This window comes from Anaerococcoides asporogena, assembly GCF_029590275.1.
GTDB lineage: Bacteria > Bacillota > Clostridia > Clostridiales > Clostridiaceae > JG1575.
The window spans coordinates 173,557-198,583 of sequence record NZ_CP120965.1 but is presented as its reverse complement, the minus strand read 5'-3'; the positions used below and the strand labels follow the sequence as shown (position 1 = coordinate 198,583).

Sequence of the window (25,027 nt, the reverse complement as noted above, 5' to 3'; positions counted from 1 at the left end):
AGCTTTATCGCATTTATGTTTTTAGGATGGATCCAGTCTTAAGGTACTTGTATGAGGGTGAAATAATTCCATGAATTTCAAATAGAATGTATAGGGTAGTTTCCATAAATCACCCGGCGCATATTATTCTGTTATATCTCAACTGTTTTTTGATTTTCACTTGATAATTCCAATTCAATTGTTTAAAATTCATATTTTTATACACCCAAATTTTCCCGTATACTGACAATAATTAATAGAAAAAATCTGAGCATCTCCCATTTACATTCTTTTTTCCCTGGAAAATTCCCCTTCCAGTGAAGGAATCCGGCAATCCGCGGAGTTCAGCGATTCTCCGGTCTGATGGTTCGGATCAGACATCCCTTTACCCGGAAGCCGGCTGTGCTTTCAGCTGCCGGCTTGAACAGAGAACGGCCGGCGCTGATTCATCTGCTGCCAAATAATGGTTTGAACCGATTCTGAAGTATGCGAGGAGTGAAGAACATGAATAAACAACCTGCCCGATTCACAGCAGCCTTGGTGTTAAGCCTTATGCTAACTTCCTGTACGCCTGATACCCCCGGTATGACCACGCCCAACGCAACAGTATCCGACACCACGGCATCCGGCACCATGGCGTCCGAAACCACGTCTCCTGCCGCCGGCCCGCTCAGACCCATGTGACCAGTTCCGGCTCAACTGCTGACCCTGTTGTCCCTGCCGCAGATGTGACCGGCATCACCGAGGTAACCAACCAATACTATGACTCCCTGAATCGAAAGGACATCGCGACGTATAACGCCTCCGTTGCAAAGAAGCTGCAAATGGAAGAAACGAGTGAATCCTGGCAGTACATGAAGAAGACTCTGATCAGTGAGAAGGACATTTCACTGGATTTTTCGAAAGCTAAATGGCAAGGCAGCCGGATCATGGTTCCGGTGACTCACACGATCACCATGAGTGAAGATTATATCCCCTCCAATATTGAGCCGGGAGAGAACCTCATTGTGACAGAAATCTACTACGAGAAGAATTCCCAGGGTCACTTCATGATTTCGGACTGGGGCCACAGCATCATCCTGAAGAACCGGTCCAATCCCTGATTCACAGAAGCAAAAACTCAAAAATTCCGGGGGCATTTCCTCCGGTCAGTTCGCCTTCGGTGATTATGTCATCCGGCGATCAATCCGTCATATACGACATGAACGCCAAGGATGCCATTATTAAAAGGGCAATGCCAGTTCTCATGGAACTGCCATCGCCCTTTTTGTGTGCGGATCAAGAAAACCTCATTCAACCCATTCGACCGCCTGTTATGGTCTGGGAGGGGCGCAGTCCAGCAAGTGCAGCTCCATCAGGATGGACTGCTCCCCGTCCGGCTTTGCTCCGATAACTTTACTTGCTCAGATCAAACAGTTCCCGACATTCCAGACACCAGTAGATCTCGCCCCGGATCCTGCCCATGAGGGAGGTCTGTCACTCCGGACAGATCGCCGTCCCCTCAAATTCACCATATGTGACTGGGCCTGCCAGCTGCTTATATCGGGTGATGGTATTCAGGTTCACCAGGACAATCCGGCCTTCCGCCTGATACATCGGGTTTCCTGTCCGAAAATATTCATCGATTGCCGCTTTTAAAAAATCTTTTTCATTCATCTGTCTCACCTCGTCAGTTCGTACATACATTCTACAATGAAGTCCGGACAGAAAAAAAGTCCAGCCCGGAACTGGCGCTGGCTGTGAGTCCGAGGTTCGTTCTGCCGGATGGTATTGACTGACCCCTGGCGGAATGTCAGACGATGTCCGGTTAGCCATCGAATGGTTAATCAATGCCGGTTCTATGGATCTCACGACAAAATCGGTCATATCTTGAAAAAATATGAGCCAAAAGGGGTTGTCATCGATCAGAATCGCAGATATAATCACAACTAATGAACAAAATGCAAACATGAAGAGAAAAGTGCCAGGAAGTGTTTTCAGAGAGCTGATGGATGGTGAGAATCAGCAGGACTTCGGCATGCAATACTGGCTTCATGGCAGCCTGGCGGAAAATCGTGAGATGAGTAGGCCGGGACGGCGCCACCGTTATCAGGATACCGGATGCCTGTCCGGGAATGAGGCAGTTTTTTCTGTAAATTAGGGTGGTAACACGAAGATCCCTTCGTCCCTATGGTTCTGACCATAGGACGGGGGCATTTATTTTTTTTGAGGGGGAAACAAAAGACAATGGCAAAACGAATCTACTTTTTTGACACGACACTTCGTGATGGGGAGCAGTCACCTGGCTGCAGCATGAACAAACGGGAAAAACTCCTGCTGGCCCGCCAGCTGGAGAAAATGGGGGTAGACGTCATTGAGGCCGGTTTTGCCGCTGCCTCGCCCGGAGACTTCGAATCGGTGAAACTGATTGCGGATGAGATCAGGACCTCCACGGTCTGCGTTCTGGCCCGGACGGTGAAGGATGACATCGACAAAGCCTGGGCAGCCGTCCAGGGTGCGGCCCGGCCGAGGATCCATACCTTCATCGCCACATCGCCGATCCATATGGAGTACAAGCTTAAGATGTCCCCGGAGCAGGTGCTGGAACGGGCTGAGGCCATGGTTGGTTATGCCGCTTCGCTTTGCCCGGAGGTGGAGTTCTCTGCCGAGGATGCCACCCGGAGCGATGTGGATTTTCTGGCTCTGGTCTTTGACCGGGTCATTGCTGCCGGCGCTAAAATCATCAACATTCCCGACACCGTCGGCTATACGACACCGGACGAGTTCTATCACTTCATCCAAGCCCTTCGGGAGAAGTCCCGTCTCCTTGACACCGTCCGGATCTCCGTGCACTGCCACGATGACCTGGGACTGGGCGTCGCCAACAGCATCGCTGCCATCAGCGCCGGCGCTGCCCAGGTGGAATGCACAGTGAGCGGCATTGGCGAGCGGGCAGGCAACGCCGCCCTGGAAGAGATTGCCATGATCCTCAAGCTGCGCAGTGATCTCCTTGACACCGAGATCGGCATCGTCACCGAGGAGATCACCCGTACCAGCAGCCTGCTCTCCAGCATCACCGGCGTTCATGTCCAGCCCAACAAAGCCATCGTCGGCGCCAACGCCTTCGCCCATGAGTCCGGCATCCATCAGCACGGCGTCCTGGCCAACCGGGCGACCTATGAGATCATGACCCCGGAGTCTGTGGGTCTGGCGAAAAACAACATGGTGCTGGGCAAGCATTCCGGCCGGCACGCCTTCCGCAACAAAGCCCGGGAACTGGGTTACGATCTGTCACCGGATGAACTCAATGCCGTCTTTGAGGAATTCAAGGAACTGGCCGACCGCAAGAAAGAAATCTTCGACCGAGACATCGAGACCCTGCTCACCCAGGGAATGCAGGACCACCACGATTACTATAAGCTCAAGCGTTTCGTTGTCAACAGCGGCAACACCATCACCACCACTGCCTCGGTCGTCGTCGCCGCTGGGGGAGTCGAGCGGGAAGGCATCTCTTTCGCCCAGGGACCCATTGACGCGACCTTTCGTGCCATCGAGCAGGTCATCGATGTGGACGTTGCCCTGGAGGATTTTTCCCTTCAGTCCGTCACGGAAGGAACGGATGCCCTGGGTTACGCCACGGTGACCCTGCGCCACGGCGACCGTCATTTTATCGGCCGGGACGCCAGCATCAATGTGGTCCAGGCTTCCATCGGCGCCTGGCTCAATGCCATGAACAAAGTAATGCACGCGATCGAAACAGACAAGGGAGAATAAGCAATGGGAATGACAATGACACAGAAGATTCTGGCGGCTCATGCCGGGAAAGATCAGGTTCAGCCTGGGGATTTCATCATGGCGGATCTGGATCTGGTCCTGGGCAACGACATCACGACCCCGCCCGCCATCCGCGAGTTTAACAAGATGGGAGGGGGCAGCGTCTTTGATCGGGCAAAGATCGCCCTGGTTCCCGACCACTTTGCCCCCAACAAGGACATCCTGTCCGCCGGCCAGGCACGGATCATGCGCGAATTCGCCCGGGACCAGCAGATCATCCACTATTTTGAAGTCGGAGAAATGGGCATCGAGCATGCCCTTCTGCCCGAGAAAGGCCTGGTCACCGCCGGGGACGTCGTCATCGGCGCCGACTCCCACACCTGCACCTACGGTGCCCTGGGGGCTTTTTCCACCGGCGTGGGTTCCACCGACATGGCAGCAGGAATGGCCATTGGCCAGGCCTGGTTCCGGGTGCCCTCGGCCCTGTCCTTCCGCCTCAGCGGCAAGCTTTCTCGCTGGGTCAGCGGCAAGGACGCAATCCTCCACATCATCGGCCGGATCGGCGTGGATGGCGCCCGCTACCGCTCCATGGAGTTCTCCGGCGAAGGGGTAGCCAGCCTGTCCATGGATGACCGCTTCACCATGGCCAACATGGCCATCGAAGCCGGCGCCAAGAACGGCATCTTCCCGGTGGATGAGCGGACCCGGGAGTACCTGACATCCCATGGCGCTCAGCCGGCCAGAGTCTATGCCCCGGATCCGGATGCCGTCTATGACGAGGTTTACGACATCGATCTGTCACAGATCCAGTCGACGGTTTCCTTTCCACACAGCCCGGATCATACCTTCGAGGTCCAGGCCATCGACCGCATCGCCATCGACCAGGTGGTCATCGGCTCCTGCACCAACGGCCGGCTGAATGATCTGCGCGCAGCCGCTGAGATCATGGCCGGTAAAAAAGTCGCCCATGGACTGCGCGTCATTATCATTCCCGCCACCCAGCAGATTTACCTCGACGCCATGGAAGCCGGCTACCTGCGGACCTTTATCGAGGCCGGCGCCGTTGTCAGCACGCCTACCTGCGGACCCTGCCTGGGCGGACACATGGGCATCCTGGCGGAGGGCGAGCGGGCCGTGTCCACTACCAACCGGAACTTTGTCGGCCGCATGGGCCACGCCACCTCGGAAGTCTATCTGGCCAGTCCCGCTGTAGCAGCAGCCTCAGCCATCAAGGGCTATATCGCGCATCCCAGTGAATTGGAGGAAAGATAAATGAACGCAACAGGAACTGTCATCAAATTCGGCGATAACGTCGATACGGATATGATCATCCCGGCCCGGCATCTGTCAACGGCCGATCCAAAGGTCCTCCGTCACCATTTCATGGAGGATGTCGATCCGACCCTTGCCGGCAGAATCCAGCCTGGCGACATCCTGGTGGCCGGCCGCAACTACGGCTGCGGCTCCTCCCGGGAGCATGCCCCCATCGCCATCAAAGGCACCGGAGCCGCCTGCGTCATCGCCGAGAGCTTTGCCCGAATCTTCTACCGCAACGCCTTCAACATCGGCCTGCCCATCATCGAATGCCCTGAAGCCGCCCGCGCCATCGCCGACGGCGATCGCGTCGAGATCGATTTCGAAGCCGGCACAATCTATGATCATACCACCGGAGAAACCTTTCCCACTCCGCCTTTTCCCGAATTCATCCAGGGCATCATCAAATTTGGCGGCCTTGTCCAGTACGTCAGCGCGGGAGGTTCCTATCATGACGTATAAGATCATCACCGCCCCGGGCGATGGCGTCGGACCGGAGGTCACCGCAGCAGCGGTCCGGGTCCTGGATCGAGTCGGGGAAGTATTCGGTCATCAGTTCCAGTACGAGGAAATCCTGGTGGGCGGCGCTTCCATCGATGGAACAGGGGTGCCTCTGACCGAAAGTGCCATCACAGCCGCCCGCAGCGGCGATGCCGTTCTGTTTGGCGCGGTCGGCGGCAGCGCCTGGGATCAGCTGACTCCGCCGCTGCGGCCGGAAAAAGCCATTCTCGGCCTGCGCCAGGCCCTGGGCGCCTATATCAACCTCCGTCCCGGCATCCTCTTCCCGGCATTGCGGGAAGCCTCACCCATTAAGGACGAACTCCTGGGCAGGGGCTTCGATCTCATGGTGGTGCGCGAGCTCACCGGCGGCATCTATTTCGGAGAAAAAGGGACACGAGACGGCAAATACGGACCGGAAGCCTATGATGTGGAAGTCTATTCCGAGTTTGAGGTCCGCCGCATCGCGCAGAAAGCCTTCCAGCTGGCACAAACGCGCCGAAAAAAAGTAGTGTCCGTTGATAAGGCCAACGTCCTGGAGAGCTCCCGCCTGTGGCGTCGCATCGTGGAAGAAGTGGCAGCAGACTTCCCGGACGTGGAGCTGTCCCATATGTATGTCGACAATGCCGCCATGCAGGTCATCCGGGACCCCGGCCAGTTCGATGTGCTCCTGACTTCGAACCTGTTTGGCGACATTCTCTCCGATGAGATCAGCATGCTCACCGGCTCCATCGGCCTGTTGCCATCGGCCAGCCTGAGCAGCGGGACCACCGGCATCTACGAGCCCATCCACGGCTCGGCCCCGGATCTCGCCGGTCTGGACAAAGCCAATCCCATTGGCGCCATCCTCTCCGCCGTTATGCTCCTGGAGCATTCCCTGGGCCTGACCCGGGAAGCCCAGGCCATCCGGCAGGCAGTGGATGCCACATTGGAAGCGGGCCATCAGACCGGTGACATTCACCGCAGCGGCGCGACGATTCATGGCACCAGCGACCTTGCCTCCATCATCTGCCGCCGCATCACGAACTGACCGAAAGCACGAAAATCTTTTCTGGATATTTTGCAATCCTGTAAAGATTGGATACAGAATGAATAGGTTTTGTAAATAGACTCCTACAGTACCTGCTCACCCCTGGATTTCCTCTACAATTGATATATGCACTGTGTCCCTGCAGAATGTCCATCCCGTTCCCGAATCATTTGGCATTCGATCTGATCCCCGAACAACTATATTTTGTGGAGGAAGTTACCATGAGTGATGAAACAATGAAAAAAAATCTTGAAGTCGAAGAGATCAAGCCCCTTGGCATGGTCGACGGCATCATGAAGGACGAGACCCATCATGACGTCACCAATCAACGGGTGTCCCTGGACCCCACGACAAAAAATGACATCCTCCAGGAGGAACACGAAAAAAAGCCTGAACTGGAAACCGATTCAAAACAACCTGAAGTGTCCGACACGATGGTTGAACCTGAGATGAAACGCCCGAAGTTGAAGAGATCAAACCAGGCGGAATGGTTGACGGCATCATGAAGGATGAGACCCATTATGGAGTCACCAATCAGCGGGTGTCCCAGGACCCTGCGACAGAAAATGACATCCTGCAGGAGGAACACGAAAAAAAGATTTAACCGCCGCTTTGCCTGCCTGATCAAACGTTCCCACAGAATCCGGCAGATCTGCCGGATCAGTCCCAAAAGACCAAAGCTTGAAACTAGCTTTGGTCTTTTTGATTAGAGATATTGTTAAACCGCATTTTGAAAGATCAGGCCGGACACCTGAAATCGCTGTTTTCTAGTATGGAGGTAGTTGTAAAAAAGGCAGAAGATCAGTCGGATTGAATCAGCACTTTCGATAATGGAGCTGGATCGAGGCTTGAGTGGACTGGTTAAGAGAAGATTCTGGGACAGCTTTTGACAGGTGTCGGTAAAGGGTATCGATGAGATGACAGTTCAGGCGTTCATTGGCTATTCAACGAGATCCAAAAACACCCGTGAGATTAACACCCATCTGAGAAAAGATGATATCAAAGAAAAGATGCTGGAGGCTATCAAATAGCCTCCAGTTTTTATATCCTCTTATTTCTTTGCCTTAGCAGACATTTATTAGACATTTATTTCAACTAAAACAGGTTCCCGGAACATTCCGGGAACCTGTATGTTTGGTGCAGCCGACAAGATTCGAACTCGTGGCCCCTTGGTTCGTAGCCAAGTACTCTATCCAGCTGAGCTACGGCTGCATGTAACTTAATCATAATAGCATGGTTCTTAGTCGATTTCAAGACTGTTCCCGGATTTTTTCAGAGGATGGCGGGATTTTTTGCGGTTCTGACTGGCACTCCGGATCTTAGGCGCTTTCTCCGGAAAAAAATGACCTGAATTGCCATTTCTTTAAAACCCGTTAATATAATTGAGGTATTATATTAGTATTGATTTGATAGGAGCGTACTGCATCATGAATGAAATAACCAAAACGAAATTTGATTATCTCAACCGGGCGAACGGATCCACTTCGCTGCTGGCCTTGTTTGCCATTATTTCCGCGATTCCCGGAGGGATCCGGCTTTACCGGTTCATCCTGGATGCCCAGGATCTGAAAATCGAGCAGGCCAATCTGCTGGGGTTCAGCGACTTTTCCATCCCCTTTCTCAATGTCCAAGTCCGTGAACCCTATGTCAGCCTGTCCATCCTGATTCTGGCGGTAGTGATCCCCGTCCTGGTTCTCCTGCTTCTCCTGTTCAAGAAGAACAGTCTGAATCATGGGCGCACCGGAAGCGGACTCTACTGGCTGATCGCCCTGCTGGCAATCCTTGGAATTCTGATCGGAACCGGTCTGATGAAGAAGCTCTACTACAACGACCTGACCAACCTGACGGCGCTGAATACCGATCCGGAAAATCTGTTCCTCACCGGTGTTTCCGCCCTGTCTCTGATCCTGACCCTGGTTGCCATGACTCAGACACGAAAGGCGGCCAATGCTCCGGATACCCTGAGCGACGACCTCAGTGACGAGGATGCTGACCTGGAAATTGCGGATCGCGATCAGGAACCCGCCATGCCGGCTGAAGCCGCGGTGGCGTTCAACGAGGCCGAGACCTCGCGTCAGTTCGCGCCGGAAGCTGTTTTGACCGAGGACGAGGACCTGCCGTCGGATTCTCCGGACACCTTCCGAGTCAGAACAGCGAAGGAAAATCCGGCACTGCAGGAAGATTTCGCAGCCGTTCCGGTGCAGAAGGCCGGTCTGCCCGCAGCCGCTCCGAAAGTGACCGAACCCGTTTCAGCCAAAGTTTATGAAACACCGGTGAAAACCGAAAGCCGGCCGTCTGCCGCTGCAGCGTCTGCCGCCAAACCCGAGCGCACGATTCAGCGCAAGCTCCTGGCTTACCCCGGTGACGACACCAAGGTCATTGTGATCCTCCGGGAGTCGGTCAACGGCAAGTTCGTCCGGGAATGGTCCGAGATCCGGCTGAAATCCGATTTCACCCGCAAGCCTGCTCCGTCGGAGCGGGAATAGGTTCCATGGCAAGTCTGGGAACCATTCAGGTTCAACCCTCTCTGTGCGTCCTGTGCCGGCTGTGCGACATCAGTTGTCCCACCGGTGCGATTGCGGTGATTGTGGAACAGCGTACCTGGTCCATCCGTCCGGAAGTCTGCACCCACTGCGGCATCTGCCTGCGGGTATGTCCCCGCAGCGCCCTCGTTCTGGGTGAGGACCCGGAACCTGCCCTTTGCGCCCACATCCCGGAGCCGCGCCCAACCAAGCGCAAAGCCCGACTCAGCAGAAAATCGAATCCCGTCTAAAATCAGAACCCTCCGAACCTGGATCATCGTCCAGTTCCGGAGGGTTTTATTGTATGCCCGGTTTTATTCAGTCCAGGGTCAGGGTTCGATCTGCTCCAGCAGTACGATCCCCGACGGATCAGTGTCCACCTGAACCTGTCCCCCGCTCACACGGTAGCCCTTCATGGCATAGGCATCCCGGACCAGACTGCCGTCAGGGAACACCCCGCTGACATCCAGGATGGCAGCTGCAGGCTGATCCAGGGCAACCAGTACGGTATTTTTGATTCCGTCCGCTGCATAATCCCGCTGAAAAATCAGCGGCGACTTGGACCGTTCCGTGTGCGTGCCGGCTCCCACCGCCACATTTCTGGCCCGGAAGCTGCCCAGTTTCCGGAAATGCTCCAACACTGACGCATCCACGCTGTCCCAGTTCATGGAACCCCTGGTTCCCATCATCAGGTCCGATCCGGTATTAATATAGGGGCGGCCGGATTCATCGCCGTAGAATACTTCCACAGCGCCCGGCAGCAGCAGCAGGTAGGTCAGCCCGTCCTTCAGCTTTTTTCTCGGATACAGCCGGGTATCGTGGCTGGACAGGTAGGAGACGGCATTGGTGCCCTGTTCCTTCAGCGTGCCAGCATACCGCTGGAAGATCGATGACATCGTCTTGAGCTGATAGGCCGGTCCGTCCACCCGGTCACCCTGAAAGGAGAAATTCAGCAGAGCGTCAAAGCCGTGGTCATAGTACTCATTGCGCTCAATCCCCTTGCCCCAGACTTCCCCCATCATAAAGAAGGAATCCGAAAACTCGCTGCCCGGCTTGTCCGGATGATCCCGGCGCCAGTCCCGCAGGGCCTGGTCAGCCGAGGCCTTCAGGTTCTGCCAGATCGCGGGCTCGACATGCTTGGCGGTATCGATGCGAAAGCCATCGATGCCGAATTCCCGGACCCAGGCGTTGAGCCAGGCACTGATATAGCCGGCAGGCGGCAGATTCAGGTCCTGCCTCAGATTTGCCGCTGCTGTGATCCGGAAGGGAGCGAATTCCTCGCCGGCTTCCTGGGTCCATTTGGTTTTCAAAAGCGGCGGCAGGCTCACCGGATCCTTCGCTTCGGTGAGAACATCAGGCAGTCCGGCCAGGGTCATGGTGTAATCATCGGAGCCGCCCCTGGAATAGCCGGGCAGACCGGCGCGAACCCAGTCGCTTCCCCACCAGCGCTGCCAGGCTGCTTCCTCCTCATAGTCGATGAATTGCTGAAAGGCGTCGTAGCGCTCACTCTCACCCGGCTGCCAGTCCCCGTTGATGCCCTTCAGTTTGCCAAAGCCGTATTCGCTCATGTCCCTCAGCGTATGGTAGCCGGCATGATTGAGCACCACGTCCAGAATGATCCGGATGCCTTGGGCATGGGCAGCATCGATCAGCGCTTCAAACTCGGCCGCTGTCCCAAAGTTGCGGTCCGTCATGGTCCAGTTCAGGGGATAGTAGCCATGAAAGGCATAGTGGGCAAACTCGCCCTGGCCGCCGGCGACAAAGCCATGAATCTGCTCGTAGGGTGCGGTGATCCACAGGGCATTGACCCCCAGATCGGTGAAATACCCTGCTTCAATCTTCTGGGTGAGTCCCTGAAAATCACCGCCGTGGAAGGTGGCGTAGTCGAGTCCCTTGGCGTCCACTTTCTGCCGGCCGTAACTTTCGTCATTGGCCGGATTGCCATTGGCAAAGCGGTCGGTCATGGCATAGTAGATGGTCGCGTTCTTCCAGTCAAACTGCCCCTGAGCGGCAGGTCCGGCCCCTGCCGGAATTGGCTCCGTAAGCGGTCCGCTCTGTGTCGTGGTGCTGATGGCAGTACTCGCTGTGACAGGGACTGGTCCCAATGTCGCGGGATTGGCTGTCGGGGTGCACGAACTCAGCAGCAGAACCGTCAGAAGGGAGGCTGTCAATCGCTTCATTGGCTGACCTCCCCCCGGAATACCCGGAAAGCCATGGGCTCGAGCTCCAGACGATCTATCTGCCGGGCCGGCTGCTCCCGGTCCGGCGTCACTTCCGTCAGAACGCCGGGTGTCACACTCAGTGTGACCGGATGATCGGAATTGTTGAAGGCGCACAGAAAGATGTCATCCCCGGCCTGGCGCTGAAAAACCAGGGCATGGTCCTGGCGCAGAACTTCGCGGAAGGTTCCCTGGGAAAATGCCGGACTTGATTTGCGCAGCCGGATCAGGGCACGGTAGTGCTCCAGCATTTCCTGATCCTGCTCTTTCTCGTCCCAGATCATGCAGCGCCGGCAGTACGGATCATAGCCTCCGTCCAGTCCGATCTCGTCCCCGTAATAGATGTAGGGGGTGCCGATGTAGAGGAACTGGAAGGCCGATGCCAGCCGGAGTCGGTTGCGCTGCCCCTTGGCGGCCGTCAGGAAGCGGGCTGTATCATGACTGCCCAGAAGGTTCCACAGCTGCTGATTGATGGGATCCATATAGAGCATCCGGTTATGGGCCAGCACATCGAGGAACTGATGCGTATCGCTGACACGCCGGGCAAAGAAGTCCGTCATGGCGTACAGGAAGGGATAGTTCATGATGGAATCCAGCTCCCCGCCCCGCAGGAACGAGCTGGCTTCATGCATGATTTCCCCCACCAGGGCAGATCCCGGCTTTTCCTCATCGCAGGCCTGACGGAATCCGCGCCAGAACTCATGGTCCACTTCGTCACACACATCCAGGCGCCAGCCGTCGATGCCGACCTCCCGGATCCAGAAACGGCCGACCTCATAGAAATACCGGCGCACCTCGGGATGCTCCGTTCTCAGTTTGGGCATGTTGGAAATTCCATTGGCAAAGGTATAGTAATTGCCCGGCTCCAGGCTGACCGGAAGACTGTCCAGGTGGTACCAGCCCAGGTAATCGCTTTGTTCCTGGTTCTCCAGGATATCCCGAAAGGCAAAGAAGTCCGATCCAGTGTGGTTGAACACTGCGTCAAAGAAGACCCGGATCCCCAATGCGTGCGCTTTTCTGACCAGTTCTTTCGCCTCTTCCAGCGTTCCGAACTGAGGATCAATGGCATAATAATCCGAAATATTGTACTTATGGTTGGAAGCGGATTGGAATACCGGCGTCAGATAGAGCAGATTGATGCCCAGCTCCGCCAGGAAATCCAGGCGCCGGATGATCCCGGCCAGATCTCCGCCGAAGCTTCCCCGTCGGTGGGGAATGCCGCCCCAGGGACGGGTGTCCGGCGGATCATTGGCGGAATCTCCGTTGCAGAACCGCTCCGGAAAAATCTGATAGACAATGGCATCACGCAGCTGGTCTCTGCTGTGGTAGACATCCGCCGGTCCGAGAAAGGCGTACTGGAACGCGCTGCGCTCCCGGTCCCGGGTGCCGGAAATCTGGATTCCCCGCTCATCATAGGAAACGGCATGGCCGGTATGATCGGTCAGCTCGAAGAAGTAGCGGTAGCGGTCGCGGGGCAGCGCCAGATCCGCGGTCCAGAAAGCGAACAGGTCGGTTTGGGCCAGGAGGGTCATGTCTTTTCGGCACCAGGGCCCCGTCCAGTCGTAGCGATCCTTGAAGCAGACCGATACCTGATCCATCTCGCCCTGGGCGGTTCGCAGCCGCAGGGTCAGGGTATGCTCATCCCCGGGGTAGGCCCAGGGGAGATCGGGGATATGATATATTGCGTGTAAATTCATCATTCATCATCCTCTGCAGGAAGTAAGTAGGAGGAGGCATCCGTCCAGGCGTCTGATGTTCTCAGTCTCAGTCGGCCGAGGCTGAGAAGGGGCGGCGGCTGATGGCAAAACTGAGACCGGGGATGGAAAAAGCCCCGAAGGGCTTTTTGTCTCTCTGGTTTCGCACCAGTGGAGGCGACTCGACGCAGTTTCCGAGGGGGACCTATCCCAGGGTTGACTTGCGCTTGATCAGCTGATGTTCGATGATTTCGCTGCCGTCGCGCAGACCGTCCTCGATGGCTTTCATCAGCTGCTCCACGCTTTTCTGACCCAGGTCATAGGCTTTGATGTCCACCGTGGTGAGCTGACTGTCAGAGTAGCGGGAAAGAACGCTGTTGTTGAAGGAACCGATGGCGATGTCCTGTGGGATGCGGTAGCCCAGATTGGTCATGGCCCGGGACAGGCCGAAGGCGATGACATCGTCGGTGGCGACAACGGCATCCGGCTTCTGCGGACAGCGGAAGATTTCCTCGGCGATCCGCATACCGGTTTCCTCATCAAAGGCACCGGTAAAAATCTGGCTGTCCGTCAGGGGCAGGCCAGCTTCCGTCAGGGCCTGGCGGAACCCCGCCAGGCGGTCCTTGGTCACCTGAAGCTTCATGGAGCCGGAAGCGAAGCAGAGGCTGCGCTTACCCGTATCCAGGATGTGGCGCGTCAGTTCATACGCGGCCCGGACATTGTCGTTGTCCACGTGATTGACCGGGAAGCCGGCGCTGGATCCGATGACGGAAAAGGGAAAGTCCGTCTTCATCAGATATTTGATATTGGGATCATGCTCCCTGGAGCGCATCAGAACCAGACCGTCGACTTTGCCGCCGCCGATGAAATTCTTAATGTCGTCCAGTTCATCCTTGTTGATGGAATTGGTGGATAACAGCACATCATAATTGTGGCGCGACGCTTCCGTCACGATTCCGCGAAGTGCCTCCGGAAAGAACGGATTGAGCAGAATGTCAGTTTCCTTGGACGGCATGATGACGCCGATGATCCGGGTGCGGGAACGGGCCAGGGAGCGGGCAATGGCATTGGGCTGGTACTGCAGGGCTTCCATTTCTTCGAGTACCCTCTCCCGGGTAGCCTGAGAAATCCGGGGATTGTTGGAAATGACCCGGGAGACGGTGGAGGCGGATACCCCCGCCCGTCTGGCCACGTCTTTCACCGTGGGCTTGGCTTTTTTCATCATGCGGTCTCCTCCTGTGCTGTCAGCTGCATGGTCTAGTCCACCGGATGGATGGTTACATCCGCCGGGGTGCGCTCTTCGATCTGAGCGGCTTTGCGGATCAGCGTCTCATCGACCTGTCCCAGAATCTTGTCGGCCTCGGGATCGGACTTCAGCAGTTCCCGCTTCATATTCAGCAGGTCCTCATTCAGATTGATCCGCTCGCCGGTTTCTGTATCAAAGAAGTGCAGCGCGTCCAGGTCATAGCCGAAGGAATACGTTTTGTCCTCTTCGTAGTTGAGATGGCCGGGCACTCCGATGATGATGTCCTGTCCGCCCTCGAGCTTGGCATAAAGCAGCTTTTCCTTGCCCAGAATTTCAATGACATCCACGAAGGCCTTGAACGTATCGCCGATTTCTCCGCCGTACATGATGCGCTCGGGCCGGATTCCCATGGAGACCGCCTTGCCCTCGTAGGCTTTGAGGAATTCCAGGTCCGATGCCTTCGGCGTGACTTTCACCTTGCCGTTGAGACCGGTGAAGACGCCCTGTTCCATGGTACCCTTGATGATATTCATGGTCGGGGAACCGATGAATTTGGCGACAAAGACATTGGCCGGCATGTTGTACAGTTCCATGGGGGTGCCGAACTGCTGGATCTTGCCGTCATTCATCAGGACAATCTTGGTGGCCATGGTCATGGCTTCGGTCTGGTCATGAGTGACATAGATGGTGGTGGTACCCAGGTTCTTATGGATCCGGACCAGTTCCACCCGCATGTGTTCGCGCAGCTTGGCATCGAGGTTGGACAGCGGTTCGTCCATCAGGAAGACCTTGGGCTTGCGTACGATGGCCCGGCCCAGGGCGACGCGCTGGCGCTGTCCGCCGGAAATGTCGGAGGGCTTGGAATGCAGGTATTTCGTGATATCGAGAATCGACGCAGCTTCCTTGACCCGCTCGTCAATGACGGACTTGCGCTCATGGCGCATGTTCAGGGAGAACGCCATGTTGTCGTAAACCGTCATATGCGGATACAGGGCGTAGCTCTGGAATACCATGGCGATGTCGCGGTCCTTGGACGGCACCTCATTGACCCGGCGGCCTTCAAACAAAAGGTCCCCTTCGGTGATGGAGTTGAGTCCGGCGATCATGCGCAGCAAGGTGGTTTTTCCGCAGCCGGAGGGACCCAGGATGACACAGAAGTCGCGGCTGTCAATATCCAGGTTGATATGACGGATGGTAAATTCCTCGCGCCCTTCATATTTCTTTCCAATGTTGTTCAGTTGAACTTTCATAGTGGTTCCTCCCGATTATTTCACTGCGCCGGACGCCAGTCCGGACACCAGTTGTTTTTGCAGAGCCGTAAAGAGAATGACGATGGGGATGGCAGTCAGAAGACCGCCGGCGGCAAAGGCCGGTTCGTTGATATTGCGCAGGTCGGAGATCAGGAAGAACAGACCCGGCGCCAGTGTGTAGTCGGCCGGCGAGTTGAGCAATACCAGGGGCAGAAGGTAGTCCATGAACGGTCCGATGAAGGACCACAGGGCAATGATTGCCAGCATCGGCCGGGCGATGGGCATGATGACCAGCCGGTAGATCTGCATGTAGGACAGTCCGTCGATCTTGGCCGCATCATCCAGCTCCGTGGAGATGGAATCCAGGTAGCCCTTCAGGATGAAGGTATTGCCCGCGATGCCGCCCCCGGCGTAGATCAGGATGAGCATCATCTGGCGCGAGAAGAACGGCAGCTTGTCGCTGAGCAGCGTATACAGCGTGAAGTACGCCGTGATTCCGGCAAAGGCCGGGATGGTTTGCAGCAGCATGATCGTCATCAGGGAGGCTTTGCGGCCGGAGAACCGGAAGCGCGAATAAGCATAGCCGGTGAAGGAAACGAAGATCAGCGTCAGGATGGCCGTGGCCACGGCGATGAAGATCGTATTCTTGACCCAGGTCAGAAACAGCGTCTTCTGAAACAGGTGATCAAAGTGCACCGTGGAGAAAGTGAAGGGAGCGGACATGTTGAGGCGGGTGGACTGATTGCCGTTGAAGGCCGACTTCACCATCAGGAACAGAGGAACCACGATGGCCAGAACCCAGAGGATCAGGATCAGATAGTTCACGCCCAGCAGGATCTTGCCGCCAAAGGTCAGGGGCATCTTGTCGGACAAATTGAGTTTTTTATCTTTCTTTGCCATTACAGTCTCTCCTCCCGGAACGCCTTGGAGTTCCTGAATCCGATGAAAGTGAAGAACATCAGGGCAAGAGATACGATCATGGTGACCGCGGCACCCATGGCCTGGTAGTTCCTGGTCATGACCAGATTATAGATGTAGGTAATCAGCAGGTCGGAGGATCCGCCCAGGTTGCCGTAGGTCGCCGGGTCAAAGGGTCCGCCGTTGTTGAACAGCCGGATGACGGAGAAGTTGTTGAAGTTGAAGGTGTACTGGCCGACTAAAAGCGGCGCCGTCTGGAACAGCACCAGCGGAATCGTGATCTTGGAGATTCGCTGCCAGCCGGAAGCGCCGTCGATCTGAGCCGCTTCGTACAGGTCCTCGGGGATTGCCTGCAGAACGCCAGTGCTGAGCAGGAAGACATAAGCCGAACCCAGCCAGGTCTGCAGCAGAATCAGGGCAATCCGGGTATACAGCGCCGAGTTTTTGATCCGGATATCCCCGTCGCCGCCGAAGAACGTGGAAACGGAGTTCAGGACATTGGTGATGGCGCCGTTGGGGGCTACCATCAGGGAGAAGAACATGATGGTGATAAAAGCCGGAACCGCCCAGGGGAGCAGATATATGGTGCGGAAGAACGCCTTGCCCTTGATCCGGGGATTGTTGGTCAGAAGCGCCAGGGCAAATCCGGTCAGTATGGCCGATGTGGTGGCCACGAAGGTCCAGATCAGCGTCCAGCCCAGGATGGTGCCGAAGGCTTTGCCGACGGAGCCTTTTCCCTGGGCAATGGCGACATAGTTGTCAAAGCCGACCCAGGAGAATTTGGCCTGATGATTGGGATCCTGGTTGGTAAAGGACAGCAGGATAGTCGTGGACAGCGGCACGATGACGATGAAGAGCAGTGCCAGCAGCGCCGGCAGGCTGACCATGTAAGGGAAGCCTTCCGTCTGAATGCCGGTGCGGGTCTCGAACCAGCTTCGCTCGCGGATGCCTTTGATCCGACCGGTTTCGGTCCGGCGCGCGTCCAGAAAGCTGCCAATGAAGATCGCCAGGGCGATGGCCAGCAGCACCAGGGCGATAATCCCTTCAATCATGAAGATGATGGAGCGCTGCTGGCGGGTGCCGCCTTCTGCCAGGCTGAACAGCCCGAAGAGGCCCTTGCCCATGTAGTTGCCGAAGCCCAGGGCATAAGGCACTGCCGCTCCGTAGGTGAACAGCGTACCGAGAAAGAACAGGAGTGCCTTAACCGGCTGGTTCATCAGAAGCTGAGCCAGTCCCGGAATCGGAAGCGTCACCAGCGACAGCCAGGGAACCTGCTTTTCGGTTTCCACCGGGGTTCTGCGCCGCAGATCGGCAATGTCCTTCTTCATGACATTTTCCATGACCCCGGTTTGAGCTTTCAGCTCGTAGGTTCTGGTCTTGATGAACTCGGCATTGGCCTTCTCCGGATTGAGAAACTCCGCCACTTTCAGGCGGGCATTCATTTCCTTTTTCAGCATCTGCCGGCCGTTGGCCAGGGCCTTCTTCGAGATATTGCCCTCCTGGCGGTTTTTCTGAAGCTGGGCCACGCCGTTCTGGAAGGCCTGGCGGGCAGCCGCCGTCTCCGATTCGAGCCGGGTCTGGCCCTCCCGGATGGCCTCGGGGGTCAGCTTTTTGGCTTCGGCCTGGGCAGTCAGGATCTGCTCCTGCGTGTTCTGACGAAACTCAATGATGCGCGGCAGGTGATACAGCTCCAGCTTTGCCTGGTCAAAGGCCAGCTGTGCCTCATAGTCCAGTTCGGCATAGGTTTCATAGAAATCTGCCCGGGCCTGGGCAACGGCCAGTGCCTTGAGCAGGGCTTTGTTTTTCTCATCAAAGCCCCGGGCCGGATCCGGATCCGGCTGGATCGTACCGAGGGTTCGCTTGAATTCAGCTTCCTTGCTTTGAAACTGACTCAGCGCCTTCAGATACGGATGATCGTTGCGGGTTCTGGTCAGTTCAGTCAGCCGGCGGTTTAATTCCGCCTTGTCTCCCTCGCCTCTGGCAATGGCCCCCTGCAACTGTGCCAGTTCTGCCAGATACTGGTTTTTCCGGGGATATTCCCGACCGATATGGTCATACAGGACCGCATTGAATGACTTCATGCGCCTTCCTCCTTTTGGTTTTGTCGCGGCAGTCGGATCAGTAAAAATAATAAAATCAGATAAAAGAGCACCGTCAGATAATAGAAGATGCTGGTCAGTTCCAGCGTCAGCAGGTGGTAGGCCAGGGCGGCCAGCAGAAACACCGACCAGCTGAACACAAACAGGCGGTTGTAGCCGGTTTTGACAAAGGCAATCCAGGTGTTGAACGCCAGACCGGCCGGAATGATGATCTTGCCCAGGTAGGCAGCGATCAGGCTGGTGACGAATGTTTCGTAGCTGAGAGGGCTGCTGCCCTGCATGCTCAGCGACTGGTTGACGAACTCAAAGTAGTCCAGGTCCTTGGCTTTGGCCAGAACCTCCACGGAGGCCAACAGGATCAGCGCTCCGCACAAAATGATGATCCGGTAGAAATTCTTTTTCGACAGTCTGCCCAGTTGTTCCACACTGCTCTCCTTCCGGTAGATTGATGCCTTTTCCGATGACTGATTGATTCGATGAATCCCTTTTAACTTATCTTTTTCTGGATGAATCTTTTTTGTCTGTTTTTTCTGGATGAATCCCTTTTGTTTGATTTTATTATAAATATAGGAAAAGGCAAAATGCCTTTTCCTATATCCTTTAGTCCATTATGTTGTACGTTATGCTGCGAAAGGATACTTACTGACCGATATTGCCCATCATGGCCTTGAAGGAATCCTGCAGTGCCTTGTAGGCAGCTTCCGCGTTGGCGGGCTTGGAGCTGTTCCAGGAAATCATGGCATCCTGCCAGGTATTCCAGACCTGTCCCCATTCAGCGAACAGCGGACGATTTTCAGCCGTCTTGAAGGATTCAATCGTAGCGGAGATGGTTTTCTTTTCGATGTCAGCCAGTCCGGTAGCTTCGTAGGTTGCGGCCGGAACGTTGGGCATGATCTTGCCGGTTGCCTTGAAGAATGCTTCGGCGTTGGCGGGGTTGAGCAGTTCCTGGATGAATTCCTGAGCCAGGGTCATCTTGGCGGCATCGCCTTCATTTCTGGAGTTGATTCCGAGTCCCCAAAGTCCCTGCCAGTGCTTCAGCGGTGCGCCGTTAACGGTGATATGGGACAGCGGCAGAACATCAAGTCCAGGTACATCCTTGACCAGGTTCGGGGTAGCCCAGGGGCCGTCAATTCTCATGGCGACCTTTCCGCCATCCTTGAACATTTCGTTGATCTTTCCGCCGGCGGTCTGGGTATCCCAAAGTTCCGGGCTGTTGTCATAGACTCTCTTCCAGTAATTGTATAATTCTGTGATGACGCCCTGCTTTTCAGCTCCGAGGTCAGCCCAGTCCTTGATCATGTCAGAAGTAAAGGTGGTGCCGTCCTTGCCCAGAAGATCCAGGCCGACTGCGTTGGCAAATGCTACGCCAAACCAGGCGTTGTATGCTTCGACGGCCAGTTCGTTGCCTTTCTGGTCTTTGACTTCGAAGGGCTTGGTCAGATCGATTCCGAGGTCCTGTGCGTTCTTCGGGTTCACGAAGGTGATGAGGGTTTCAATGTTCATCGGGAACGCGAGGTAGTCATCGCCATCCTTGAGGATGCTGCCGTAGGTTTCGAAATTGTCGTATCCGCCGATGGCTGCGGCCATGTCGGCTGCCGGGATCGGCGTGAAGGCCTGCTTGTTGATCATGCTGGGGAGACGGTCAGCCGGTACTGCAAAGACGTCCGGAACCGCTTCGTTCATCGCGTCGGTGGTGTCAATAATGGTGAGGTTGTCCATCGCGCCGACTTCTACCAGAGTAACGGTGGAATCCGGGAATTTGGTCTTCATATTGGCAACGGCCTGTTCGTAGTACGGCTTCCAGCCGGCTTCTGCCTGAACGGTAATCGTAGCCTTGGGATCCGTGACCGATCCGGTGGTGGTCGTCGGGGTTGTAGCCGGAGTGGTTGTGCCGGCTGCCGTAGTCGACGGCGTCGTGGCGGGGGTTGTGCCGCCGGCGGTGGTGGTCGGAGTGGCCGGGGTACAGGATGCAACTGTCATTGCCAGCATTGAAGTGAGCAGCAGTGTCGCGATTTTCTTCATACAAAATCCTCCAAAAATAAAATAGTGTAGGTTATACGTTTACTTTCCTGTGCTGTGATATTCCGGCATCATCAGATGCCGGAACCAGCACTTGCCTCTTGGATATTTATTTATGCATCCGTTTGCACGAATGTATAAAACTACTTATATTATATTCAACCTGACGTTGCATTCTACCGAATCGTGCTTGATTTAAAACAAAGTTCAACTCTGGTTAACAACTACATCTGCTCCACATTCCAGATTTCCTGCGCATATTCATGTATTGTCCGGTCCGAGGAGAATTTTCCGGCATGGGCCATGTTGAGGAAGCACATCCGGGCAAACCGCATGGGCTCCTGCCATACATCGCAGACGTGGTTATGGGCTTTGCGGTAGGCATCAAAGTCCGCCAGCACAAAGTAGCTGTCCGGCTTTTCCCAGGTATGCCCTTCCAGCAGCGATTCGTACAAATCCTGGAAGGCTCCGGTGCCGTCATCGGAGAAGGTTCCGTCGATGAGGCTGTCTACCACCCGCTTGAGTCCGGGGACCTTGTTGTAGTAATCCTTCGGCTTGTAGGTTTTGCGCAGGGCTTCCACCTGATCGATTTCCAGACCGAAGATGAAGTTGTTCTCGGCGCCGGCTTCCTCGACAATCTCGACGTTGGCTCCGTCCAGAGTTCCGATGGTGGCCGCCCCGTTAAGCATGAATTTCATGTTGCCGGTGCCGGAGGCTTCCTTGCCGGTGGTGGAAATCTGCTCGGAGATGTCGGCGGCCGGGAACAGCAGCTCGGCATAGGATACATTGTAGTTCTCCACGAAGACGACTTCGAGGTACTTTTTCACCGTTTCGTCGTTGTCGATGAGGTGCTTGATTTCATTGATGAACTTGATGATGCCCTTGGCCCGGAAATAACCCGGAGCCGCCTTGGCACCAAAGATGAAAGTGCGTTTGCAGCTTGTGGTTTCCCCCTTTTCCTTGATCCGGTAATACAGATCCAGGATATGGAAGGCATTCATCAGCTGACGCTTGTATTCATGGAGCCGCTTGATCTGGATGTCGAAGATGGAGTCCAGATCCAGGGTGGTTCCTTCGTTGAATTTCACAAAATCGGCCAGCTGCCGCTTCTTTTCCTGCTTGATGGCCATGAACCGGGCGATCACTTCATCGTCGCCGGCAAAGGCCGTGAGACCCTCCAGCTGAGTCAGATCCGTAATCCAGGCATCGGAGCCCAGAAGTTCGGTGACAAAGGCGGCCATTTCCGGATTGGCTTTCAAAAACCAGCGGCGCTGGGTAATCCCGTTGGTTTTATTGTTGAACCGTTCCGGGTAGACCCTGTACCAGTTGTTGAGCTCTGTCTCCTTCAGGATATCCGTGTGCAGCTGCGCCACTCCGTTGGTGGAGTGGGTGCCGTAAATGGCCAGGTAGGCCATCCGGAGCACCTTCTGCTTTTTGTCGATGATCGCCAGGTTTTCGATCTCGTCCACGGTCAGCCGCTTCTGAGTCAACTCCAGGGTCAGCTTGTTCTGAATCTTTTCGATGATGGCATACACTTCGGGCAGTATTTCCTGGAAGAGAGCGATATCCCATTTTTCCAGCGCTTCCTGCAGGATGGTGTGATTGGTGTAGGCCAGGGTCTGCTGGGTAATGTCAAAGGCTTTGGAGAAGTCCAGGCCTTCCTTCATCAGAAGGCGGATCAGCTCCGGTACGGCCACGGAAGGGTGGGTGTCATTGAGCTGAACAGCGTGATACTTGAAGAAATCCTCGAAGTCGCGCCCCGCTGCCTTGTACTTTTTCACCAGATCCTGCAGCGCGGCACTGGTAAAGAAGTACTGCTGCTTCAGGCGAAGAATCTTGCCTTCCCGGGTGCTGTCATTGGGATAAAGAACCCGCGTGATGTTCTTGGCCTCGTTCTTCTCCTTCACAGCTTCCTGGTAGCGGCCGTTGTTGAAATCGTCGAAGTTGAAGTTTTTCAGAGGCTCGGCCACAAACAGGCGCAGGGTATTGATGGTCTTGCCGCCGTAGCCGATGACCGGAGTGTCATAGGGCACGGCATAAACGGTCTGGTCACCGAACTGAATGAGGGACCGTTCGCTTTCCCGGCGCAGGGCCCAGGGATCGGTCATGGCATTCCAGTCATCGCCTTCCTCCACCTGCTCGCCGTTGATGATCTGCTGCCGGAAAATGCCGTATTCATAGCGAATGCCGTAGCCGATCAGCGGATAGCCTAATGTCGCCGCTGAGTCCAGAAAACAGGCGGCCAGGCGGCCCAGTCCTCCATTGCCCAGGCCGGCATCGGCCTCGGCGGATTCTACACGGGCCAGGGAGGCTCCCATGTCCTGCAGAATTTGCCGGACATCGTCCTCAATCCGGAGATTGATCAGATTGTTGCCCAGCGCGCGTCCCATCAGGAACTCGGCAGACAGGTAATAAGCTTTCTTCTTCTCCTGGAAGAACGTTTCGGTTTCGAGCCATTGCGGAATGATGTGCTGCATCACCGCTTTGCTCACCACATGGTACTTCTCTTTATCGGTCAGCTGTTTGAATTCTTTTCCGTAATTCTGATAAGCTGTTTCGATGAGGCTGGCCGCATCGAATCTCTTGTCAGGCATAGTCTACCTCCTGTAGGTCTCGTTTAACCGGGCCAGGTCTGACCGCACTTTTTGAGTCAGCGCCCCTTTCTTCATTCGCCATTTCCAGTTGTCGCCAAGGGTCGACGGGGTATTGAACCGGGCTGAATCGTCCAGACCGAGCAGGTCCTGCATCGGCGCTACGGCCAGATAGGACACGGAGGCCCAGGCCCCTCGGACAAAGCCCAGCGCGGCGCCTTCCTTGTCATCCAGTTTGAGGTAGCGTCTGGCATATTCAACCTCGGATTCCGGCGCAGTCCGAAGATAGCCGGCCACCGTCTGGGTATCGTGATTCCCTGTATACACCACGGAGTTCCGGATGTAGTTATGGGGGAGATAATCCGAATCCTCCCGGGCATCAAAGGCAAAGACCAGGACATTCATGCCGGGGAAGCCGGTGTCCTCGATGAGGTCCACGACGTCCTGGGTGAGAAAACCGAGGTTTTCCGCCATGATGTCCAGTTCGCCCAGTTCCTCGCGGATAGCGCGGAACAGGCTCATGCCAGGTCCCTTGACCCAGCGGCCGGTACCGGCGGTGGCGGATCCGGCCGGGACTTCCCAGTAGGACTCAAAGCCGCGGAAATGGTCGATGCGCACGATGTCGTAAATGCGGAAACTTTCCCGGATTCGCTTGATCCACCAGGCATAGCCATCCTTCTTCATTTTCTTCCAGTCGTAGATGGGATTGCCCCAGAGCTGGCCGTCGGCGGAAAATGCATCAGGCGGAACTCCGGCAACGCATACCGGCGCCAGATCCTTATCCAGGCGGAACATCTCCGGATTGGCCCAGATATCGGATCCGTCCTCGGCCACATAGATCGGAATGTCCCCGATCAGCTGAATCCCGTGGCGGTTGGCGTACTGTTTCAGTCTGGTCCACTGCTTGAAAAAATAGAACTGGGTGAACACCCAAAAGTAAATATCATCCTCATGGTCCCGGGCAAACCGGGCCAGCGCCAGTTCATCGCGCCGTTTGAGCTCCTGCGGCCACATCTGCCAGGAAACCCCTTCGTGATGGTCTTTGATGGCCATGAACAGCGCAAAGTCCTTGAGCCAGTCCTCCCGCTTCAAAAATGCCTTGAGTTTTTGCTCCAGCTCCGGTCTGGCCTTGGCGTAGGCTGCCTTGAGCAGCGGCATTTTATGGTCATAGAGCTTGCCGTAATCCACCCGCTCCGGGTCCCTGCCCAGGTCAGCCCGGGCAATCTGGGCCCGGCTCAGATAACCGGCTTCCACAAATTCATCCAGGTCAATGAAGTAGGGATTGCCGGCGAACGCAGAAAAACTCTGGTAAGGCGAGTCGCCGTAACCAGTGATGCCCAGCGGCAGGATCTGCCAGGTCCGGGTTCCCGTTTCATTCAAAAAATCAGCAAATTCATAGGCCCCTTTGCCCAGATCTCCGATCCCGTAGGGCCCCGGCAGGGAGGAGATATGCATCAATATTCCACTGGCTCTCTCTCTCATGTCACATTCCTTTTCTGCGCAATCGCTTGCACAACTTATTTTCAATATACCACTCTTTTTCAAAAAGTGAAACCGTTCCAATTGTCAGATCTTTGACAGACGACTTCAGACATTAACACATTCTCTCTTTTTTTCGTCATTTCTTAGATATTTCGCTCTCAATTTACGAAACCTCTCAATTAATTGTTTCCAACCAATCAAAAAGTAACAAAACTCTAAAATTAAACTTTTCGTTAACCTGTCCCATCCTTCCCGCTAATCCCAGTACATATCTCCACCCCAGCACCTCATGCCACCGATCCTGATTCCCTGTTCTCACCGGGATTCCCGGCTCCCTCTCTGGCTCCTGTCCTCCCTCCCGGGCACTCAGTTCGTTCCTTGTCCTTCCTCCCGGGCACTCAGTTCGTTCCTTG

The 25,027-nt window shown here is 55.5% G+C and carries 20 protein-coding genes and 1 tRNA gene; 9 read left to right on the top strand and 12 right to left on the bottom strand.

Annotation, left to right across the window (positions count from 1 at the left end; genetic code table 11):
- Positions 1-483: 483 nt before the first annotated feature.
- Both P6M73_RS00995 and P6M73_RS00990 read left to right on the top strand, forming a co-directional pair.
- Positions 484-663, top strand: coding sequence for a hypothetical protein (locus P6M73_RS00995; RefSeq protein ID WP_277854320.1), 180 nt, complete (start codon positions 484-486; stop codon positions 661-663).
- Positions 660-1,082 carry a hypothetical protein gene (locus P6M73_RS00990; RefSeq protein WP_277854319.1) on the top strand — a complete coding sequence of 141 codons (423 nt, stop codon included), beginning with the start codon at positions 660-662 and terminating at the stop codon, positions 1,080-1,082. The genes P6M73_RS00995 and P6M73_RS00990 overlap by 4 nt, the downstream gene beginning before the upstream one ends.
- 373 nt (positions 1,083-1,455) lie before the next feature.
- On the opposite strand, the gene P6M73_RS00985 is transcribed toward P6M73_RS00990, so the two are convergent.
- Positions 1,456-1,635, bottom strand: a complete 180-nt coding sequence (locus P6M73_RS00985; protein ID WP_277854318.1) for a hypothetical protein — start codon at positions 1,633-1,635, stop codon at positions 1,456-1,458.
- Positions 1,636-2,205: 570 nt separating this feature from the next.
- On the opposite strand from P6M73_RS00985, the gene P6M73_RS00980 reads away from it, so the two are divergent.
- From P6M73_RS00980 to P6M73_RS00960, 5 genes are all read left to right on the top strand, one after another.
- Complete coding sequence (locus P6M73_RS00980) at positions 2,206-3,732, top strand: 2-isopropylmalate synthase (RefSeq protein WP_277854317.1); 1,527 nt, start codon at positions 2,206-2,208, stop codon at positions 3,730-3,732.
- A gap of 3 nt (positions 3,733-3,735) precedes the next feature.
- Positions 3,736-5,004 carry a 3-isopropylmalate dehydratase large subunit gene (leuC, locus tag P6M73_RS00975; RefSeq protein WP_277854316.1) on the top strand — a complete coding sequence of 423 codons (1,269 nt, stop codon included), beginning with the start codon at positions 3,736-3,738 and terminating at the stop codon, positions 5,002-5,004.
- The gene (locus P6M73_RS00970; RefSeq protein WP_277854315.1) at positions 5,005-5,508 is read left to right on the top strand and encodes a 3-isopropylmalate dehydratase small subunit; all 504 of its coding nucleotides are present in this window, start codon (positions 5,005-5,007) and stop codon (positions 5,506-5,508) included.
- Positions 5,498-6,574 (top strand): 3-isopropylmalate dehydrogenase, encoded by a 1,077-nt coding sequence (gene leuB / locus P6M73_RS00965; protein WP_277854314.1) that lies wholly within the window; start codon positions 5,498-5,500, stop codon positions 6,572-6,574. The genes P6M73_RS00970 and leuB overlap by 11 nt, the downstream gene beginning before the upstream one ends.
- A 221-nt stretch (positions 6,575-6,795) precedes the next feature.
- The gene (locus P6M73_RS00960) at positions 6,796-7,080 is read left to right on the top strand and encodes a hypothetical protein (protein WP_277854313.1); all 285 of its coding nucleotides are present in this window, start codon (positions 6,796-6,798) and stop codon (positions 7,078-7,080) included.
- A 629-nt stretch (positions 7,081-7,709) separates the two neighbouring features.
- On the opposite strand, the gene P6M73_RS00955 is transcribed toward P6M73_RS00960, so the two are convergent.
- Positions 7,710-7,786: transfer RNA gene (locus P6M73_RS00955), tRNA-Arg, on the bottom strand.
- A gap of 215 nt (positions 7,787-8,001) precedes the next feature.
- Here P6M73_RS00955 and P6M73_RS00950 point away from each other — a divergent pair.
- Complete coding sequence (locus P6M73_RS00950; RefSeq protein WP_277854312.1) at positions 8,002-9,060, top strand: hypothetical protein; 1,059 nt, start codon at positions 8,002-8,004, stop codon at positions 9,058-9,060.
- 5 nt (positions 9,061-9,065) lie between these two features.
- On the top strand, positions 9,066-9,347 hold the full coding sequence (locus P6M73_RS00945) for an ATP-binding protein (RefSeq protein WP_277854311.1): 282 nt from the start codon (positions 9,066-9,068) through the stop codon (positions 9,345-9,347).
- Between the two features lie 78 nt (positions 9,348-9,425).
- Here P6M73_RS00945 and P6M73_RS00940 read toward each other — a convergent pair whose 3' ends face one another.
- The 10 genes from P6M73_RS00940 to malQ form a co-directional block, all read right to left on the bottom strand.
- A complete protein-coding gene (locus P6M73_RS00940) occupies positions 9,426-11,276 on the bottom strand; it encodes an alpha-amylase family glycosyl hydrolase (protein ID WP_277854310.1) in 1,851 nt (616 codons plus the stop codon).
- Positions 11,273-13,015 (bottom strand): glycoside hydrolase family 13 protein, encoded by a 1,743-nt coding sequence (locus tag P6M73_RS00935; RefSeq protein ID WP_277854309.1) that lies wholly within the window; start codon positions 13,013-13,015, stop codon positions 11,273-11,275. The genes P6M73_RS00940 and P6M73_RS00935 overlap by 4 nt, the downstream gene beginning before the upstream one ends.
- Positions 13,016-13,214: 199 nt before the next feature.
- Positions 13,215-14,234, bottom strand: a complete 1,020-nt coding sequence (locus tag P6M73_RS00930; RefSeq protein WP_277854308.1) for a LacI family DNA-binding transcriptional regulator — start codon at positions 14,232-14,234, stop codon at positions 13,215-13,217.
- Between the two features lie 32 nt (positions 14,235-14,266).
- Positions 14,267-15,505, bottom strand: coding sequence for an ABC transporter ATP-binding protein (locus P6M73_RS00925; protein WP_277854307.1), 1,239 nt, complete (start codon positions 15,503-15,505; stop codon positions 14,267-14,269).
- A gap of 15 nt (positions 15,506-15,520) precedes the next feature.
- Entirely contained in the window at positions 15,521-16,405 is an 885-nt protein-coding gene (locus P6M73_RS00920) for a sugar ABC transporter permease (RefSeq protein WP_277854306.1), read from the bottom strand.
- Positions 16,405-18,504 carry a carbohydrate ABC transporter permease gene (locus P6M73_RS00915; protein WP_277854305.1) on the bottom strand — a complete coding sequence of 700 codons (2,100 nt, stop codon included), beginning with the start codon at positions 18,502-18,504 and terminating at the stop codon, positions 16,405-16,407. The genes P6M73_RS00920 and P6M73_RS00915 overlap by 1 nt, the downstream gene beginning before the upstream one ends.
- Positions 18,501-18,947 carry a hypothetical protein gene (locus tag P6M73_RS00910; protein WP_277854304.1) on the bottom strand — a complete coding sequence of 149 codons (447 nt, stop codon included), beginning with the start codon at positions 18,945-18,947 and terminating at the stop codon, positions 18,501-18,503. Before P6M73_RS00910 ends, P6M73_RS00915 begins: the two co-directional genes overlap by 4 nt.
- Positions 18,948-19,161: 214 nt before the next feature.
- On the bottom strand, positions 19,162-20,544 hold the full coding sequence (locus P6M73_RS00905) for a sugar ABC transporter substrate-binding protein (RefSeq protein ID WP_277854303.1): 1,383 nt from the start codon (positions 20,542-20,544) through the stop codon (positions 19,162-19,164).
- A gap of 221 nt (positions 20,545-20,765) precedes the next feature.
- Positions 20,766-23,135, bottom strand: coding sequence for a glycogen/starch/alpha-glucan phosphorylase (locus P6M73_RS00900; protein ID WP_277854302.1), 2,370 nt, complete (start codon positions 23,133-23,135; stop codon positions 20,766-20,768).
- A gap of 3 nt (positions 23,136-23,138) precedes the next feature.
- Positions 23,139-24,653, bottom strand: coding sequence for a 4-alpha-glucanotransferase (gene malQ / locus P6M73_RS00895; RefSeq protein WP_277855706.1), 1,515 nt, complete (start codon positions 24,651-24,653; stop codon positions 23,139-23,141).
- Positions 24,654-25,027 lie beyond the last annotated feature (374 nt).